Raw genomic sequence first — 16,283 nt, 5'->3', positions numbered from 1 at the left:
GTCGGGGGCCGATGTCCGCACGTGGACACCGCCCGAAAGACATGAAGTTTATGACTACTTTTGCTGCCCTTGGCACGCCCAAGCCCATTGCTGAATCCCTCGCCGCAGATGGCATCGAAGAGGCATTCCCCATTCAGGTCAAGACCCTCCCGGATACGCTCGCAGGCCGCGACGTCCTGGGCCGTGGCCGCACCGGTTCCGGTAAGACCATCGCTTTCGCCATCCCGCTCGTGGCCCGCTTGGCCGAGCGCGAAGCAAAGCACTTCCGCAAGCCCGGCCGCCCCATGGGCCTGGTCCTTGCGCCGACGCGTGAACTGGCAACCCAGATCAACGCAACCATCGAGCCGCTGGCCAAGGCCATGGGCCTGAACACCACGGTCATCTACGGCGGCATCTCCCAGGCACGCCAGGAAAAGGCGCTGCGCGCCGGCGTCGACATCGTCATCGCCTGCCCGGGCCGCCTCGAAGACCTGATCCGCCAGCGGATCCTGACCCTCGAAGCCGTTGAGGTCACCGTGCTGGACGAGGCAGACCACATGGCTGACCTCGGCTTCCTCCCGGTAGTCAAGAAGCTCATGGACATGACCCCCACCCAGGGTCAGCGCCTGCTCTTCTCCGCCACGTTGGACAACGGTGTTGACAAGCTGGTCAACCGTTACCTTTCCAACCCGCTGACGCACTCCGTGGACGATCCCCAGGCCGCTGTCACCACCATGGAACACCACGTCCTGGTGGTCAACGATCAGACCGTCAAGAAGCAGCTCATTGTTGAACTGGCCTCCGGCGCCGGCCGCCGCGTCCTCTTCATGCGGACCAAGCACCACGCCCGCAAGCTTGCCAAGACCCTCACGGACGCCGGCATCCCCGCCGTCGATCTTCACGGCAACCTGTCGCAGAACGCCCGCGACCGCAACCTTGCCGAGTTCTCCAACGGCGACGTCCGCGTCCTGGTGGCCACCGACGTCGCGGCCCGCGGCGTGCACGTTGACGACGTCGAACTCGTCATCCACGTGGACCCGCCCACAGAGCACAAGGCATACCTGCACCGCTCAGGCCGTACAGCCCGCGCCGGTTCCGATGGCACCGTGGTAACGCTGACGCTCCCCGAGCAGCAGACCGACGTCAAGAAGCTCATGAAGGCTGCCGGCGTTGACGTTAGCTTCGAGCGCGTGACGGCCAACTCACCTCTGGTCTCCAAACTGGTGGGCGACATCGCTGACAAGGTGGATCCCCGCACCCGTGCGGCCCTCCTCGCCGCGAAAACCCAGCAGGGTGGCGGCACGTCCACCGGCGCCAACGCCCAGCGCAAGCGCGCACGCCGTTCCACGCAGGCTGCTCCCACCGCTGGTGGCCGTGGTGGTCGCAACGGTCGCGGCAAGGTTGGGGCTGAGCCGGTTCGTACGGACACCAACCGTGCCGATCGCCGTGCAGCAATGAACGACGACGTCGCCCGCAGCCCCCGCGGTCGCGGCAAGTCCGGCGCTACTCACCGCAATGACGTTCCCGGCTCGCAGGGCCAGAACGGCCGCAGCGGACGTCCGGCTACCGGCCAGCGCTCAGCTTCGGCTCCTCGCACGGCATCAACCACGAGCACCCGTACCGGCGGAAACAAGGCTGTTTGGTCTTCCGCAACGGGTGCAACGTCCGGCGGATCCTACGGTTCAGGTGCTTCCGGCAACTCCGGTCGCGGTGGCTCGGGCGCAGGTCGTCCGGCACGCAGCGGCCCGCGTCGTGCATCGGCTCCGGCTTCGAACGAGCGTCGCGGCCGCTAACCTCGCGTTGTGAGGCCCGTTCTGCGCGCTATTCCTTGGGTTTGGGACGCAGAGCAGGCCCCGCAACTCCAGGCCGCACCGTTGTGAGGCCCGCTCTGCGCGCTATTCCTTGGGTTTAGGACGCAGAGCAGGCCCCGCAAGTCACCAGCCTCGGGCGCGCCACTCTTCAAGGTGTGGCCGCTCGGCGCCGAGGGTTGTGGGCAGTCCATGGCCCGGGTGCACCAGGGTTTCATCCGGATAAGCGTCGAACAGCCGCTCCTGCACGTCGTTCAACAGAGAAGTGAAACGTGAAGGATCGTTCTGTGTGTTGCCGACGCCACCCGGAAACAACGAGTCTCCACTGAAAATGTGGGCTGGCCCGTCAGGATCCTGGTACACAAATGCGATCGAGCCAGGGGTGTGTCCGCGCAGGTGGACCGCCGTAACCTCGAAGCCATCGAGACGCTCTACGTCGCCGTGACCAAGCCGGACATCCACTGGAACGGGCAACGCATCGGCGTCGTCCGCTCCCGCTGAGGTGCTCGCTCCGGTGACTTCCACCAGTTCAGCCAGAGCACGGACGTGGTCCCAGTGCTGGTGGGTGGTGGCGATCCTTGCCAGTTTCGGCGCTGCGGCAGTATCTGCGGCGGCGTCGTCCAGAAGTTGCTGAATGGCCGGGAGGTCGTCGGCGGCGTCGATCAACAACTGTGCGCCTGTTGACTTCGAAGTCAACAGGTACACGTTGTTGTTCATCTCGCTGACCGAGATACTGCGGATGGTGATGTCACGGAGTGAATGAATGAGCGAGTCCATTCGTTCAGCCTACGTTGCCGGCTTCACGGCCCTCGGAGACCCAGTTGGGGTCGGAGGATCGTGAACCCACGACGGCGGCAGCGGCTTGGTCAAGCATCTCAAGTTGTGCTGTCCCCAGTTGCAGGGACAGTGCCCCCAGGTTCTCGTCGATCCGGTGCGGTTTGCGCGTGCCGGGGATAGGGACCACAGAAATCCCGAGGCGCTGACCTTGGGTAAACAGCCAAGCCAGGGCTACCTGGGCCGGAGTTGCATCCAGCTCACTGGCTACCTCGCGAATTGCGGCCACCACGGCCTGGTTCGCATCAAGTGCCTCGTCACCAAACCGGGGGATCTTATGGCGGAAGTCATTTTCGCCGAGATCGTTCGCGCTGACCGTTCCCGTAAGGAAGCCACGGCCCAGCGGCGAATAAGGCACAAACCCTACGCCAAGTTCCTTGGCTGCAGGAACAACGTTGAGCTCAACATCCCTGCTCCAGATTGACCATTCACTCTGGATCGCGGCAATGGGATGGACGGCGTTGGCCTGCCTGAGCTCCTCGGCTGTCACTTCAGACAAACCGAGGTGCCGGACCTTGCCCTCTCGGACCAGCTCTGCCATTGCCTCCACGGTTTCCACTATCGGAACGCGGAGGTCACGGCGGTGCATGTAGTAGAGGTCAATCACATCAGTGTCCAGGCGGCGGAGGCTCGCTTCCACCGCCTGCCTGATGTAGGGCGCATCCCCGCGGACTCCCGTGTACCCGTCCGCGGGGTTGCCCTCAATTCCAAACTTTGTGGCCACCTGGATGTCGTCGCGGCGTTCCTTGAGGAGCCTGCCCACGAGTTCCTCGTTGCTGCCTGCGCCGTACACATCCGCAGTGTCGATGAACGTGATGCCTGCATCCACGGCATGCCTGAGGGTTTGCAGACCTTCCTCGGGATCGATTCCCCCATAAACCGGGGTCAGGGCCATTCCGCCAAAACCGAGGGGGCTGACGTTGAGGCCGTCGCCGAGCTGAACTGCAGTCATGAACTTCTCCAATGCGCGTTTGGGTGCTCTTGAAGGGTGAACCCGGAGGTCTGCACGGGTATTCCTGCGCTTGTCCTTGCCCGGCCCTGCCTAGCCCGCCTTGCTGTCCATTTCGAGGGTTCCCTGCCAGAAGTGCCGGGCGCACGGCATGTCTCGCAGGGAACCATCGAAATGGAGGGCATGCCCCAGCGGGCGCGCAGCCACAGGGGCATACGCGGGAAGGGCCGCGGGGGAATGCCTGCTACTCGGCCTTGGCTACAGGCTTCCCAGCGGGCAGGGCCTTCAAACCGGCAGCACATCCCACGATTCCCGCGATGAAGAGCAGCTTCAGCGGACTGGCGGATTCCACTCCCGTGACCATGGCCCAGCCAACGGTCAGTGCAGCGCCGATGCCCACCCACACCGCGTAGGCAGTGCCGAGGGGGATTCGTTTCACCGCGATACCCAGTCCGAGCATGCTCAGCACGGCGGTAATTGCGAAAACCACGGTGGGCAGGAGCTGGGTAAATCCGTTGGACAGGCCCAAGGCCGTAGCCCAGACGGCTTCGAGCAGTGCCGAAGCCAGGAGGATGATCCAGAAGATTCCGTTGCCGGCCTTCCGGCTGTTGGAAGTATTCTCACTCATGGCTATGCCACCACCTTCAGGCCAACTACGCACGCGCCAATGCCCGCCAGAAGGAGCAGCCTGGCCGTCGTCGCGGGTTCAACTTTGGTAACCATGGCGTAGGTGGCTGTGAGAACCACGCCTACGCCAACCCACACGGCGTAAGCCGTGCCGGTGGGAATGGATTGCATCGCAATGGCCAGTCCAGCCATGCTGGCGATGACCGATACCAGGAACACAATGGTGGGTACTGGTTTGCGGAAACCCTTGGAGCGGTGGAGAGCTGCAGCCCACACAGCTTCAAGTGCTCCGGAGAAAATGAGAATTAACCACGACATGACATTTCCTTTGGCCAGTCTTGTCGCGTGCCGGGTACTGAACCGTCGTCCGGAGGTTCCAGAGCGGAACCTTCATTTCAGGCTAGCAACTCCTGCTCGGGGTGGCCACTTCTGGTGGTTAACGTCACCAGCTCAGGCGTGCTGCGGTTCCACATGATCTATGGAGATCACGGCTATGAAGCCCCGGCCTGAGATCTCCGGACTGCGGGTATCCGAGCCAACCACGGCGTCGTAACGGGACAGCTCCACAGGCTCGCCGACGCTGGGTGCCGGGTTGCCGCCGTCGGACTCTTCTTCCACGGAAGCCTGCCCGTCAACAGCGGCCCCGGGCGCCACCGTGGCCTTACCCTCAAGCAGCACGGCCAACTGGCCTTCGAAGACCGGGTGCGCGCGTTTCTTGGAGATCTCCACAATGGAGGTGTAGCCCTTGAAAGCACCGGTGCGCGCGATGACGTTCAGATCCCGGATGTCGCCGGTGGGCAGGGTTGCCGACGAAGCAGCTTCACCGGAGAAACGGAACGGACGGTACTTCTCCAGCGGGTGCTCGGCACCGTCAACGGTGAGGAGGAGCAGCTCGCCCTCGATGATGGTGATGACACGCTCCATGCCCGGAAACGCGGAAAACTCCCCGGCTTTGGAAACGTCCGCAATGCTGACTCTCCAATCCCAGGCACCATCCTGTGCTGAGGCGGCCTTCGGGTGGCTGGCGAGTTCGCGCGTCACCCCGCCTCCGTTGCGCCACGGTTCGGGACGGATCTCGGCAAAGCGGATAATCTCCATTCGACCAGCCTAGTGGTGGACACGGCTTCTGCGTTGGCTTGGCGGCTTGCTAACGTCATATGTGGAAAACGTTGCGAGTTCAGCTGGAGGCGCGGGAATGTTCGTCAAAGTATGTGGCTTGAGCACGCCCGAATCCGTGCGTGAAGCGACGGACGCCGGCGCGGACGCGGTTGGCTTTGTACTCACTGCCAGCCCCCGCGAAGTCAGCCCCGATCAGGTGCGCATCCTGCTGCCGCTGGTGCCCGAGGGTGTTCACGCTGTGGGTGTTTTCCGGCACGAGGACGCAGCCGACGCCGTGGCTACGGCACGTGCCGCGGGCCTGGAATGGGTGCAATTGCACGGTCACCGGACGGCTGAGGACGTCACAACAGTGCACGACGCCGGGATGCGGCTCATCCGGGCCGTCACCATGGGTGCCTCGCAGGACGAGTTCGCTGATCTGGGCGAAGACATGTTCCTGATCGATGCTGCTGTTCCCGGTTCAGGGGAGTCCTGGGACTACGCCTCAGTGCGCGCAAAGGACCTCGACGGCCGGCAATGGCTCCTGGCCGGCGGTCTCGAAACCGGGAACGTAGCTTTCGCCGCAGCAGCAGCCGGGGCTTGGGGAGTGGACGTGTCTTCCGGTGTGGAGGCATCCCGCGGTGTGAAGGACCTGGCCAAGATCCGCGCGTTCGTCGAGGCCGCTAAAGCCTGACGTCATTTATCATCAACGCATCACTACTTGGACATCGAGCATTACCGACACCCCGGGAGTAATAGCAATGAGCACCGAACAGCACACCCTGACCATGAGCCGCGAATTCGATGCTCCCCGCGAGAAGGTTTTTGAGGCATGGATGGAGCCGGACAAACTCACCCAGTGGTTCGGGCCCGTGGAGGTTGAAGCTCCCCGGGATCAGATCATTGTTGAACCCCGCGTTGGCGGCGTGTGGCAAGTAGTTATGGTGTGGTCGGATGAGAACGGCGAACAGTCGGCTCCCATTGAAGCCACCATCAAGGAACTGGACAGCCCTGCTCTTTTGGTGGCCCAAGCCAAAGCTGCCCCGGACGCTGACCACGAGTTCGAGGAAATGCACCTCGAATTTGAAGACCTCAACGGACGCACCCGGATGACTCTCACGCAGGGGCCGTTTGCGTCCGAGGAGTGGGTAGAGATGACCCGCGACGGGTGGGGTACCTCGTTCGACAAGCTGGACGGCGTCCTGGCTGGCTAAGCCGTGGCCCGTTGCGTGTAATCCCGCTCTGGTGCGTAAAGCTGGAAGTCAGGGAAGATTCAGGGCAGACCCCTAGCCTTTTTGCCGGTCCGGCAGGGCAGAATGAGGACTATGAAAACGCTCCTTAACATCATCTGGCTTGTCTTCGGTGGGTTCTGGCTGGCTTTGGGCTACTTCGCGGCAGGCATCATTTGCTGCGTGCTCATTGTGACCATCCCGTGGGGCATCGCGTCCTTCCGGATCGGGGCTTACTGCCTGTGGCCCTTCGGCCAGATGGTGGTTGAGAAGCCGGGCGGTGCCGGGGTCTTCGCTACCCTGGGCAACGTGATCTGGCTGCTGGTTGCGGGCATCTGGATTGCGATCGGTCACGTGGTCACGGCGGTTGCCATGGCCATCACCATCATTGGAATCCCGCTGGCCATCGCCAACCTGAAGCTGATCCCCGTCTCGCTGATGCCCTTGGGCAAGCAGATTGTGCCCACCAGCCAGCCGTTCGTGAGCACCTACCGCTAGACCGCCGCACCCCATTTAGACGGTTCGCTGCAGGGTAGACGATTCCTGCCGTCTACCCTGCAGCTCGTCGTCTAAGCGGGGAAGGCTTGGGGGAACTGCTCACCCGAGTTCGCCGGTGAGGTTCCGTCGCGCAGCCGTTAACCAGAGTGCTTTGGCGCGTTCGCCGTGGAACAGCGGGTCCAGCCTGAGGAGCTGACGTACGACGGCGGCGCGGCCGTTCGCGAAGTCCTCGTCGCTGACGTGGGCGTAGTCTTCGCGGACGGCGGCAAGGTACCTGGCATAGGACTGGGGGTCACCGCCGAGCACGGAGAGATCGGCATCGCAAAGGAGCGCCCCGGCGTAGTCACCTGTCTTTGGGCTGTGCGTGGCCGTGAGCCGGACAAGCCGGGCCACCTCGGCCACCTCGTGCGGAGCCAAACCAGCGGCCGTGAGACGTTCTTCGGCAAGGCGTGCGGATTCTTCTTCGTCCTTCCCGGCGACCCCTTCGTAGACGGCATCGTGAAACCAGGCGGCAAGCACAACTGTTCTGGCGGGTTGTTCCGGTTCCGCCAGCACATCCAAGGCTTCGAGGACGGCCAGGAGATGTGTCCTGCTGTGATACTTCCGGCGTTCCTCGCCCCAGCGTTCCAGCAACTCAAGGCCCAGCTCCTCATGCCCTGGGTAGGTGCTGTTCCAACGTTCCATCAACGGTACTGTCAAGGCCTTGCTCCGTTCACGAGCCGGGATACGTAGTCCGCTGGCAATGAGCTTGCGGACCAGGATGCGGGCCTCCACTGGGATGGCACCCGCAGAAACGAGGTCGTTGTAGCGGCGTTCTGGGACGTCGTAGTGGTCGCCGTCGAAGGCCCGCCCGGGAACTCCGGCGGCGGCCGCGAATGCGTGCAGCTCATCCAACGACGAGTCCGAAACCAGATGCGAAAACACTGTTCCATGCGCTGGCCACAAGGGCGGATCGAGGTAGATGGCCATTGCCAAAGTGTACCCATGTGATCCTTCCCAGTTGCCGGCCATCGGGACGTCTACCGCCGTGCTGCCGTCCCGGAAGTACAGGCTTCACTGCCCGCGCTGATCACGGCAACTGGGAAGGAGTGCAGGAAACTCAGTGCTGCGCCGGCAGGATGTTCTGGTTACCGCGGAAGACGTTGTCCGGATCAAATTCGCGTTTCACCAGGGACAGCCTCCGGTAGTTCTGTTCTCCATAAGCTGCCATGATCCGGTCCTGCCCTTCGTCGCCGATGAAGTTCAGCCATACGCCTCCCGTGGTGTGCGGGGCGATGTCCTGCCGGAATTGTTTGACCCAGGCTTTTGCCTCCTGGCCGCCTTCCGGAGTTTCGGCCAGGCCGAACGGGTGGCTGACCCACGAGGCTCCCCGGTGCTGAAGGGGTGTGTTTGCAGCGGCCGGCCCGGAAACTGCTCCGCCCCAGCGTGCCACCAACTGCTGCGAGTGCGGTCCTGGAAGGCGCTGCGCTGAGTCAACCAGCAGATCCAGGGCATCATCGGAAAGATCGTTGTGGTAGTCGGCGCTCCAGTAGTTATAGAGGTCCGGGGGATCATCAATCATGCACTGGAAGTCCGCATAGGCCATGGGTGAGACCAGATCCACGGAGGGGCCCAGATCCTTGAACGGCGTGGCGTGCTCCGCGCCGGACTCTACGTCGCCGGCGTAGATGTAGGCCATCCCCACGGCGAGTTTGCCCACCATCTCTTCCGGAACGAACTCTTCCGAGGGAGCGGTGAGGTACACGAGGGCTGTACCTACGGCGTCGGGAGCGTCAAACGCGATCTGCCGGTAGGCCCGGGACAAGCCGGCGGCGTCCTCGCCGGGGAAAAGCATGAGTCCGGCCATGACGGAAGGCCCAAGATCGTGCAGTTTGAACGTCAGCGATGTTGCGACGCCGAAGTTCCCGCCTCCTCCGTGAAGAGCCCAGAACAGCTCCGGATTCTCGCCCGGGCTGGCGGTCACCCGATCCCCGGATGCCGTGACCAGGTCCACCGAAAGGAGGTTGTCGCAGGCGAATCCGTAAGCCCGTTCCAGCCATCCTGAGCCCCCACCCAAGGTAAACCCCGAGACTCCCGTAGTGGATGCGCGTCCGCCAGTGACCGCCAGCCCATATTGCTGTGTTGCGCGATCGAACTCACCCCAAGTGAGTCCGGCACCCGCCGTGGCAGTCTTCATCCCGCGGTCTATGCTGATGGACTTCATGGGACGGACGTCCACCACCAGGCCGCCCTCATTGGTGGACATCCCCGCCACCGAGTGCCCGCCCGAGCGAACCGCGACGTCCAGATTGTGGTTGTGCGCATAGTGCAGTGCCTCGGCTACTTCGCCAGGATCAGAGCATTTGGCAATGACGGCGGGCCGGCGATCAATCATTGCGTTGAAGAGTTTCCGGGCGTCGTCATAGCTGGGACTGTCCGGTCGAATCCATTCCATGGGACGCTCCTCCGCGCCTAAGACTCTCCCCATGAACAGGGTACGGCTGCGGGTCCCTTGGGGCTAGAGCATAACGGCGAACGACGACGGCGGCGCACCACTTTCCGCCAGGCGCACCAGAGTTTACGGGTGCGTCGTGCGGCACGGGGTGCACGAGTGACGCCAAAGGGGTGCACACGGCGGTAAAGGGTGCGGACGTAAACACCCCCACCCATAGAGTCATGTTTCGCTTGCAACTACATACGAGCAAAGCAACCGCATATGCGGCACTATGATGAAACCATGCCGCAAATACGAATTTCCGAAGCCGCCCGCTTCCTGGGTGTCAGCGACGACACCGTGAGGCGCTGGACTGAAAACGGAACGCTAACAGCCGGAAAGGACGCAGCCGGGCGCTTGGCTGTGGACGGATTGGAACTGGCCACGCTTGCCCGCGATCAATCGCACCTCCCGGACAATCCGTCCCGGGCAGCAAGCTCAGCACGGAACCGCTTCGTCGGCCTGGTCACCGGCATCACCGCGGACAAGGTCATGGCCCAAGTGGAACTTCAGTGCGGGCCGTTCCGCGTGGTGTCGCTGATGAGCAGCGAAGCTGTCCGGGAGCTCGGGCTGGAACTGGGCTCGGTAGCCACCGCCGTGGTCAAGGCCACCACTGTCATCATCGAAACACCGCAGGGAAAGAGCATCATATGAGGAACTTCCGGAATCGCGTCACAAACTCGGTGGTGGCGGGCGCTTTGGCCATAGGCCTGGCAGGTAGCTTTACGGCCTGCGCATCCGGAACGACGCGTCCGGCCACCGGCTCGCCCAGCCCGGGGTCCTCCATGTCCGGAGAAATCACGGTCTTTGCGGCGGCTTCCCTGAAAACCACCTTCACCCAGCTGGCCAAGGATTTTGAAGTCCAGCACCCTGGCACCAAAGTGACGCTGAGCTTCGCCGGCTCGTCAGACCTTGTCACGCAGATCACCCAGGGCGCTCCCGCGGACGTTTTCGCCTCGGCGGACGCGAAGAACATGAACAAGCTCGCTGATCAGGGCCTCGTGGAGAGTGCGGCAACCAACTTTGCCACCAACGTCCTGGAGATCGCGGTCCCGCCCGGCAATCCGGCGTCGATCTCTTCCTTCGCGGACCTCGCCAAGCCCGGCGTCAAAGTGGTGACCTGCGCCAGCCAGGTTCCCTGCGGTGCCGCAACGGAGGCCGTTGAGAAGGCTGCGGGGACAACGCTGAAGCCGGTCAGCGAGGAATCGTCCGTGACCGATGTCCTGGGCAAAGTGACCTCGGGCGAAGCTGACGCGGGCCTGGTGTACGTCACGGACGTCAGGGGCGCCGGTGACAAGGTTGTTGGCATACCTTTCCCGGAGTCGGACAAGGCCGTCAATACTTACCCGATCGCCACTGTTGGCCCCAGCAAGAACAAGGAACTCGCGGCGGCTTTCATAGCCAACGTCACCAGTGAAGCGGGCAAGAAGGTCCTTAGAGATGCCGGCTTCGGAACGCCGTAGCGGAGGCTACGCGGGCGTGATCAAGCGCGGCGGCTACCACGGTATTCCGCGCTGGATCTACCTGATCGCCGCTATGGGCGGACTCCTCATGGTGCTTCCCTTGGCGGCCATGCTCCTGCGGGTGAACTGGCCACAGTTCATTCCGCTGATCACCTCGGACTCATCCGTCGCCGCGCTGGGCCTGAGTTTGAGGACCTCTGCGGCCAGCACCGTCCTGTGCATTGTGCTGGGAGTTCCTCTGGCGTTGGTGCTGGCCCGTGGGGAGTTCCCCGGACAGAGGCTTCTCCGTTCGTTCGTCCTGTTGCCGCTGGTGCTGCCGCCGGTGGTTGGCGGCCTCGCCCTGCTGTATACCTTCGGCCGGCAAGGCCTCCTCGGAAAATCCCTTGAACTGGCCGGCATCCAGATCGCGTTCTCCACTGCCGCCGTGGTCCTGGCCCAGACTTTTGTTGCTCTGCCGTTCCTGGTGGTCAGCCTGGAGGGCGCCCTCCGATCGGCAGGAAGCCGATACGAGGCTGTGGCGGCAACCCTCGGCGCCCGGCCCACCACGGTCCTGCGGAGGGTCACCCTGCCGCTGGTTCTGCCGGGACTCGGATCCGGGGCAGTGTTGTCCTTCGCTCGGAGTTTGGGTGAGTTCGGCGCTACGTTGACCTTTGCAGGGAGCCTGGAGGGCATCACCCGCACCCTTCCGCTGGAGATCTATTTGCAGCGCGAAACCGACCCCGACGCTGCCGTGGCGCTTTCCTTGGTGCTGGTGGCGGTAGCAGTTGCGGTGGTTGGGCTGAGTTATGGCCGCCGACGCAGCATCCCAGCGGAGGTTCGCCCATGAGTTTCGAGCTGCAGGCCAGTCTCCGCGACAGAAACTTTGAAATGTCGGTGAGTTTGGCGGACGGGGAAACACTGGCCATTCTGGGGCCAAACGGTGCTGGAAAGTCCACGTTGCTGAGCGTGATTGCGGGTTTGCTGCGGCCCGATTCCGGCCGGGCGCGGATCGGCGGCAGGGAGCTGTTCACGCTCGACGCCGGCACCCACTTTTGGAGCCCTCCTCACCTCCGGGGGACTGCCCTTCTGGCCCAGGAGGCGCTCCTCTTCCCGCACCTGAACGCCTTGAACAACGTGGCGTTCGGACCGCGCAGTGCGGGTGCGTCCAAGCCGGCAGCGCTGAAATCCGCACACCACTGGCTGGGCGAAGTGGATGCGCTGGAGCTGGCAGGCCGTAAACCCGCCCAGTTGTCCGGCGGGCAGGCCCAACGTGTTGCCGTGGCCCGCGCTTTGGCCGCTGAGCCAGAGCTCCTGCTGCTGGATGAGCCAATGGCAGCACTGGACATCCACGCAGCGCCCTTGCTCCGCCGTGTTCTCAAACGCGTCTTGAAGGACCGTAAAGCCATCATCGTCACGCACGACATCCTGGACGCCTATATGCTCGCCCACCGCGTCATTGTGGTGGAGAACGGGCGCATCACCGAAGAAGGACCCACGCGCCAGGTTCTCGAGCGGCCACGAAGCCACTTTGCCGCCGGCCTCGCAGGGCTGAACCTCGTTGCCGGGACCATCTCTGGGGACGGAATAACGACGCCGGATGGCCGGCTTTTCGCTGGCCAACACGATCCGAACTGGTCACCGGTGCCCGGGCAGGCAGGCGTGGCCGCCTTCCCGCCGTCGAGCGTTTCCGTCTTCCTGGGCGACGTCCACGGAAGTCCACGCAATTCCTTCCCTGTGACCATCACGGACCTGGAACCATACGGGGATCAGATCCGCGTCCGCGCCCGCAGCGGGCCGTCGGCTCAGGCTTTGTGGGCTGATATCACTCCGGCCGCTTCCGCGGATCTTGGTCTGGTGCCTGGCATGGATGTCAGGTTTGTGGTCAAGTCTGCAATGGTCTCGGTGTACCCGGCCTGATGCTACTCCCGGTACATGCGTTCCCTGTACGAGGGTCCGTAGTAGGACTCAAGGTCCGCGAGCTGGGCTTCGGGCTGCGTGTAGCGCTGTGCCAGTAGGGCGATGCTCGGTAGCGCGTCGGGGCCCCAGGTCTCCGGTTCCCACAGTCCGCTCCGCATGAATGCCTTGCCGCAATGGGTGAACACTTCCTCCACAGCCACCACAATGGCGGCGCGGGGCCGGTGCCCTTTGACCACCATGTGGTCGAAGAACTGGGCGTCCCGGACGATCGTTGCCGTTCCGTTGATCCGCAGGGTGTCCGTGCGGCCGGGGACTATAGACAGGATGCCGACGTTCGGGTTTTCCAGGATGTTGTGGAAGCCGAAGGCCAACTTGTTTCCCGGGCGCTCCGGGATGGCGATGGTGTGATCGTCCAGGACCTGGATGAAGCCGGCAGGATCACCTTTGGGTGAGGCATCCACCCGCCCTTGAGCGTCGGTGGTGGAGACCACGCAGAAGGGGCTTGCTGCCAACCATTGGCGGTCGAAGTCACTGAGGGATGCACGCACTTTCTTCCTGGTGCGGTCGAGGGGCAATCCGATGAGTTCTTCGAGTTCTTCTGCGGTTGAGATGGTCTCCATGGCCCCAGCCTACTTTCCCCTGATTTCGGCGGACTCTGGACAGCAGTTTCGCCGTGGGCAAACATGGAAGCCAGAGGACCCCACAGCAAAGTTGAGCGTAGTAGACTCAACTTTGTAATCACAGGCATCACTCCAGAAAGGGAGCACTCTTTGGACGTCAAATTCACCACCAAAAGCCAGGAGGCCCTTTCTGCGGCCGCCATGAATGCCTCAACTGCAGGCAACCCGCAGCTTGAGCCCGCCCACCTCTTGAAGGCCCTCATGGACCAGCGCGAGGGTGTTGCTGTGGCCCTTCTGCGTGCCACCGGCGCTGACCCGGATGCGGTGAGCGTACAGGCCAGCTCGGCCATCAAGGCCCTTCCATCATCCTCGGGCAGCTCGGTCCAGCAAGCACAGCTGTCCCGCCAGTCCATGCAGGCCATCCAGGCTGCCCAGAACGAGGCCGACAAACTCGGCGACTCCTTTGTTTCCACGGAACATTTGCTGCTGGGGCTCTCTGCCGGAAGCGACGCCGTAGGCAAGTTAATGCGCGACGCCGGTGCCTCCCATGAGGCGCTGCTCGCCGCCCTGCCTGGTGTCCGGGGCGACAGGAACGTCAACTCGCCGGATCCGGAGAACACCTTCCAGGCCTTGGAGAAGTTCGGCACGGACCTCACGGCCGTGGCCCGTTCCGGCAAGCTGGATCCCGTGATTGGACGCGACAGCGAAATCCGTCGTGTTGTCCAGGTCCTGAGCCGACGCACCAAGAACAACCCCGTACTGATTGGTGAACCGGGCGTAGGCAAGACCGCTGTGGTGGAAGGCCTCGCCCAGCGCATGGTGGCTGGAGACGTTCCCGAAAGCCTGCGCGGCAAAACCCTTATCGCGTTGGACCTTGCGTCCATGGTGGCCGGCGCCAAGTACCGTGGCGAGTTCGAGGAACGTCTGAAGGCTGTCCTGGAGGAAATCAAGAACTCCAACGGCCAGATCGTCACGTTCATCGATGAGATCCACACGGTTGTGGGTGCCGGTGCCACCGGCGAAAGCGCCATGGATGCCGGAAACATGCTCAAGCCCATGCTGGCCCGCGGTGAGCTGCGTCTGATCGGTGCCACCACTTTGGACGAGTACCGCGAGAACATCGAAAAGGATCCTGCCCTGGAACGGCGTTTCCAGCAGGTCTACGTCGGCGAGCCCAGCGTGGAGGACACCATCGGTATCCTTCGTGGCCTGAAGGAACGCTACGAGGCACACCACAAGGTAGCCATTGCCGACTCCGCATTGGTGGCAGCCGCAACGCTGTCCAACCGCTACATCTCAGGCAGGCAGCTTCCGGACAAAGCCATTGACCTCGTGGACGAGGCTGCTTCACGGCTCCGTATGGAGATCGACTCTGCTCCCGAGGAAATAGACCAACTGCGCCGTGCCGTAGACCGGTTGACCATGGAAGAGCTGGCCCTTCAAGGTGAGACTGATCCGGCCTCGGTGGAACGGCTGGCAGCGCTCCGTGCGGACAAGGCTGACAAGAACGAGGAACTGAGTGCCCTGAACGCGCGCTGGGAGGCTGAGAAGGCCGGACTCAACCGGGTAGGTGATCTGAAGGCGAAGATCGACGAGCTGCGTTCGGCTGCTGATAAGTCCCAACGCGAAGGTGATCTTGAGTCGGCGTCGCGCATTCTCTACGGGGAACTGCCGGCACTGGAGCGGGAGCTGAGCGCTGCTGCCGAGGAAGAATCAGCCCGGAGCGACTCCAAGCCCGAACTCATGGTTGCCGAGGATGTCACGGCAGATGACATTGCCGAAGTCATCTCGGCATGGACGGGGATTCCTGCCGGCCGCATGCTTCAGGGTGAATCGCAGAAGCTGCTGCACATGGAAGAGGAACTCGGCAAACGTCTCATCGGTCAGACCAAGGCCGTTCAAGCCGTGTCCGACGCCGTACGCCGTGCCCGTGCCGGAATCAGCGACCCCAACCGCCCCACGGGTTCGTTCCTGTTCCTGGGGCCCACGGGTGTGGGTAAGACGGAACTGGCCAAGGCCTTGGCGGACTTCCTCTTTGACGACGAACGCGCCATGATCCGGATCGACATGTCCGAGTACAGCGAAAAGCACTCGGTGGCACGCCTGGTGGGTGCCCCTCCGGGATACGTGGGCTACGAGGAAGGCGGCCAGCTAACGGAGGCTGTGCGTCGCAGGCCCTACTCCGTGGTGCTGCTGGACGAGGTGGAGAAGGCCCACCCTGAGGTCTTCGACATCCTCCTGCAGGTCCTGGATGATGGGCGACTCACCGACGGCCAGGGCCGCACCGTGGACTTCCGCAACACCATTCTTGTGCTGACCTCCAACTCGGGAAGCCAGTTCCTTGTGGACCAGTCCTTGGACGCAAAGGCCAAGAGGGACGCGGTGATGGCGGTGGTGCAAGCCTCGTTCAAGCCGGAGTTCCTCAACCGCCTGGACGAGATCGTCCTCTTCGATCCACTGAACGTAGAGGAACTCGCCCGGATCGTGGAGCTGCACGTGGCCGAGTTGGGCAACCGTCTCCGTGATCGCCGCCTGACGCTTGAAGTCACTGACGGCGCACGTGCGTGGTTGGCTATGTCCGGCTTCGACCCCGCTTATGGCGCCCGGCCCTTGCGCCGGCTCGTGCAGCGGGAGATTGGCGACCGCCTGGCCAAGGAGATCCTGGCCGGTGAGATCACGGACGGTGACACCGTGCTGGTGGACACCTCGACTGACGTTGAGGAACTCACCATCGAAGGGCTGGAATCCATGGAAGGTCCCGGCGGCGGCATGCTGGTGGGTTCGGGCCTGACAGTCCGCAGGAAGTAGC

17 protein-coding genes and 1 riboswitch are annotated in these 16,283 nt (G+C 63.2%); of the genes, 9 read left to right on the top strand and 8 right to left on the bottom strand.

Going from position 1 to position 16,283, the window contains the following annotated elements:
• Nucleotides 1-50: 50 nt before the first annotated feature.
• The gene (locus ABI796_RS16910) at nucleotides 51-1,772 is read left to right on the top strand and encodes a DEAD/DEAH box helicase (protein ID WP_174754452.1); all 1,722 of its coding nucleotides are present in this window, start codon (nucleotides 51-53) and stop codon (nucleotides 1,770-1,772) included.
• A 141-nt stretch (nucleotides 1,773-1,913) separates the two neighbouring features.
• On the opposite strand, the gene ABI796_RS16905 is transcribed toward ABI796_RS16910, so the two are convergent.
• The 5 genes from ABI796_RS16905 to ABI796_RS16885 form a co-directional block, all read right to left on the bottom strand.
• Nucleotides 1,914-2,564, bottom strand: coding sequence for an MBL fold metallo-hydrolase (locus ABI796_RS16905; protein WP_141280727.1), 651 nt, complete (start codon nucleotides 2,562-2,564; stop codon nucleotides 1,914-1,916).
• A 4-nt stretch (nucleotides 2,565-2,568) separates the two neighbouring features.
• Nucleotides 2,569-3,573 carry an aldo/keto reductase gene (locus ABI796_RS16900; RefSeq protein ID WP_141280729.1) on the bottom strand — a complete coding sequence of 335 codons (1,005 nt, stop codon included), beginning with the start codon at nucleotides 3,571-3,573 and terminating at the stop codon, nucleotides 2,569-2,571.
• 241 nt (nucleotides 3,574-3,814) lie between these two features.
• The gene (locus ABI796_RS16895) at nucleotides 3,815-4,198 is read right to left on the bottom strand and encodes a multidrug efflux SMR transporter (protein WP_141280731.1); all 384 of its coding nucleotides are present in this window, start codon (nucleotides 4,196-4,198) and stop codon (nucleotides 3,815-3,817) included.
• Nucleotides 4,199-4,200: 2 nt separating this feature from the next.
• A complete protein-coding gene (locus tag ABI796_RS16890; protein WP_141280733.1) occupies nucleotides 4,201-4,515 on the bottom strand; it encodes a multidrug efflux SMR transporter in 315 nt (104 codons plus the stop codon).
• A gap of 9 nt (nucleotides 4,516-4,524) precedes the next feature.
• A riboswitch (guanidine-III (ykkC-III) riboswitch) is annotated at nucleotides 4,525-4,590 on the bottom strand.
• A gap of 57 nt (nucleotides 4,591-4,647) precedes the next feature.
• Complete coding sequence (locus ABI796_RS16885; protein ID WP_141280735.1) at nucleotides 4,648-5,295, bottom strand: HutD family protein; 648 nt, start codon at nucleotides 5,293-5,295, stop codon at nucleotides 4,648-4,650.
• Between the two features lie 97 nt (nucleotides 5,296-5,392).
• On the opposite strand from ABI796_RS16885, the gene ABI796_RS16880 reads away from it, so the two are divergent.
• The 3 genes from ABI796_RS16880 (at nucleotide 5,393) to ABI796_RS16870 (ending at nucleotide 7,022) form a co-directional block, all read left to right on the top strand.
• Nucleotides 5,393-5,989 carry a phosphoribosylanthranilate isomerase gene (locus ABI796_RS16880; protein ID WP_141280737.1) on the top strand — a complete coding sequence of 199 codons (597 nt, stop codon included), beginning with the start codon at nucleotides 5,393-5,395 and terminating at the stop codon, nucleotides 5,987-5,989.
• 67 nt (nucleotides 5,990-6,056) lie between these two features.
• On the top strand, nucleotides 6,057-6,509 hold the full coding sequence (locus tag ABI796_RS16875; RefSeq protein WP_141280739.1) for an SRPBCC domain-containing protein: 453 nt from the start codon (nucleotides 6,057-6,059) through the stop codon (nucleotides 6,507-6,509).
• Between the two features lie 111 nt (nucleotides 6,510-6,620).
• Complete coding sequence (locus ABI796_RS16870) at nucleotides 6,621-7,022, top strand: YccF domain-containing protein (RefSeq protein ID WP_141280741.1); 402 nt, start codon at nucleotides 6,621-6,623, stop codon at nucleotides 7,020-7,022.
• A gap of 99 nt (nucleotides 7,023-7,121) precedes the next feature.
• On the opposite strand, the gene ABI796_RS16865 is transcribed toward ABI796_RS16870, so the two are convergent.
• Both ABI796_RS16865 and ABI796_RS16860 read right to left on the bottom strand, forming a co-directional pair.
• On the bottom strand, nucleotides 7,122-7,991 hold the full coding sequence (locus ABI796_RS16865; RefSeq protein WP_141280743.1) for a DUF4031 domain-containing protein: 870 nt from the start codon (nucleotides 7,989-7,991) through the stop codon (nucleotides 7,122-7,124).
• A gap of 130 nt (nucleotides 7,992-8,121) precedes the next feature.
• The gene (locus ABI796_RS16860; RefSeq protein ID WP_141280745.1) at nucleotides 8,122-9,456 is read right to left on the bottom strand and encodes an FAD-binding oxidoreductase; all 1,335 of its coding nucleotides are present in this window, start codon (nucleotides 9,454-9,456) and stop codon (nucleotides 8,122-8,124) included.
• Between the two features lie 282 nt (nucleotides 9,457-9,738).
• On the opposite strand from ABI796_RS16860, the gene ABI796_RS16855 reads away from it, so the two are divergent.
• From ABI796_RS16855 to ABI796_RS16840, 4 genes are read left to right on the top strand one after another with little or no spacing between them, the layout of a single operon-like run.
• Entirely contained in the window at nucleotides 9,739-10,149 is a 411-nt protein-coding gene (locus tag ABI796_RS16855; RefSeq protein ID WP_141280747.1) for a molybdopterin-binding protein, read from the top strand.
• Nucleotides 10,146-10,958: a molybdate ABC transporter substrate-binding protein gene (modA, locus tag ABI796_RS16850; protein WP_141280748.1), complete on the top strand. Its 813-nt coding sequence runs from the start codon at nucleotides 10,146-10,148 to the stop codon at nucleotides 10,956-10,958. Before ABI796_RS16855 ends, modA begins: the two co-directional genes overlap by 4 nt.
• Nucleotides 10,936-11,784, top strand: coding sequence for an ABC transporter permease (locus tag ABI796_RS16845; protein WP_141280750.1), 849 nt, complete (start codon nucleotides 10,936-10,938; stop codon nucleotides 11,782-11,784). The genes modA and ABI796_RS16845 overlap by 23 nt, the downstream gene beginning before the upstream one ends.
• Entirely contained in the window at nucleotides 11,781-12,854 is a 1,074-nt protein-coding gene (locus tag ABI796_RS16840) for a sulfate/molybdate ABC transporter ATP-binding protein (protein WP_141280752.1), read from the top strand. Before ABI796_RS16845 ends, ABI796_RS16840 begins: the two co-directional genes overlap by 4 nt.
• Before the next feature lie 2 nt (nucleotides 12,855-12,856).
• Here the strand turns inward: ABI796_RS16840 and ABI796_RS16835 are convergent, their stop codons facing one another.
• Nucleotides 12,857-13,474, bottom strand: coding sequence for a pyridoxamine 5'-phosphate oxidase family protein (locus tag ABI796_RS16835; RefSeq protein ID WP_141280754.1), 618 nt, complete (start codon nucleotides 13,472-13,474; stop codon nucleotides 12,857-12,859).
• A gap of 150 nt (nucleotides 13,475-13,624) precedes the next feature.
• Between ABI796_RS16835 and clpB the strand changes: the two genes are divergently transcribed.
• Entirely contained in the window at nucleotides 13,625-16,282 is a 2,658-nt protein-coding gene (gene clpB, locus ABI796_RS16830; RefSeq protein WP_141280756.1) for an ATP-dependent chaperone ClpB, read from the top strand.
• Nucleotide 16,283: the final 1 nt, after the last annotated feature.

The sequence above is a fragment of the Paenarthrobacter aurescens genome (genome assembly GCF_041549525.1).
Lineage (GTDB): Bacteria > Actinomycetota > Actinomycetes > Actinomycetales > Micrococcaceae > Arthrobacter > Arthrobacter aurescens.
Note: the sequence above shows the minus strand (reverse complement) of the source record. Positions and strands in the feature narration are given on the sequence as shown.

What these genes read in the sequence shown, in the direction of transcription:
- ABI796_RS16835 (WP_141280754.1), bottom strand. Translation starts at nt 13,474, where the DNA reads ATGGAGACCATCTCAACCGCAGAAGAACTCGAAGAACTCATCGGATTG.
- ABI796_RS16905 (WP_141280727.1), bottom strand. Translation starts at nt 2,564, where the DNA reads ATGGACTCGCTCATTCATTCACTCCGTGACATCACCATCCGCAGTATC.
- ABI796_RS16880 (WP_141280737.1), top strand. Translation starts at nt 5,393, where the DNA reads ATGTTCGTCAAAGTATGTGGCTTGAGCACGCCCGAATCCGTGCGTGAA.
- ABI796_RS16870 (WP_141280741.1), top strand. Translation starts at nt 6,621, where the DNA reads ATGAAAACGCTCCTTAACATCATCTGGCTTGTCTTCGGTGGGTTCTGG.
- modA (WP_141280748.1), top strand. Translation starts at nt 10,146, where the DNA reads ATGAGGAACTTCCGGAATCGCGTCACAAACTCGGTGGTGGCGGGCGCT.
- ABI796_RS16865 (WP_141280743.1), bottom strand. Translation starts at nt 7,991, where the DNA reads ATGGCCATCTACCTCGATCCGCCCTTGTGGCCAGCGCATGGAACAGTG.
- ABI796_RS16890 (WP_141280733.1), bottom strand. Translation starts at nt 4,515, where the DNA reads ATGTCGTGGTTAATTCTCATTTTCTCCGGAGCACTTGAAGCTGTGTGG.
- ABI796_RS16860 (WP_141280745.1), bottom strand. Translation starts at nt 9,456, where the DNA reads ATGGAATGGATTCGACCGGACAGTCCCAGCTATGACGACGCCCGGAAA.
- ABI796_RS16845 (WP_141280750.1), top strand. Translation starts at nt 10,936, where the DNA reads ATGCCGGCTTCGGAACGCCGTAGCGGAGGCTACGCGGGCGTGATCAAG.
- ABI796_RS16885 (WP_141280735.1), bottom strand. Translation starts at nt 5,295, where the DNA reads ATGGAGATTATCCGCTTTGCCGAGATCCGTCCCGAACCGTGGCGCAAC.
- ABI796_RS16900 (WP_141280729.1), bottom strand. Translation starts at nt 3,573, where the DNA reads ATGACTGCAGTTCAGCTCGGCGACGGCCTCAACGTCAGCCCCCTCGGT.
- ABI796_RS16910 (WP_174754452.1), top strand. Translation starts at nt 51, where the DNA reads ATGACTACTTTTGCTGCCCTTGGCACGCCCAAGCCCATTGCTGAATCC.
- ABI796_RS16875 (WP_141280739.1), top strand. Translation starts at nt 6,057, where the DNA reads ATGAGCACCGAACAGCACACCCTGACCATGAGCCGCGAATTCGATGCT.
- ABI796_RS16895 (WP_141280731.1), bottom strand. Translation starts at nt 4,198, where the DNA reads ATGAGTGAGAATACTTCCAACAGCCGGAAGGCCGGCAACGGAATCTTC.
- ABI796_RS16855 (WP_141280747.1), top strand. Translation starts at nt 9,739, where the DNA reads ATGCCGCAAATACGAATTTCCGAAGCCGCCCGCTTCCTGGGTGTCAGC.
- ABI796_RS16840 (WP_141280752.1), top strand. Translation starts at nt 11,781, where the DNA reads ATGAGTTTCGAGCTGCAGGCCAGTCTCCGCGACAGAAACTTTGAAATG.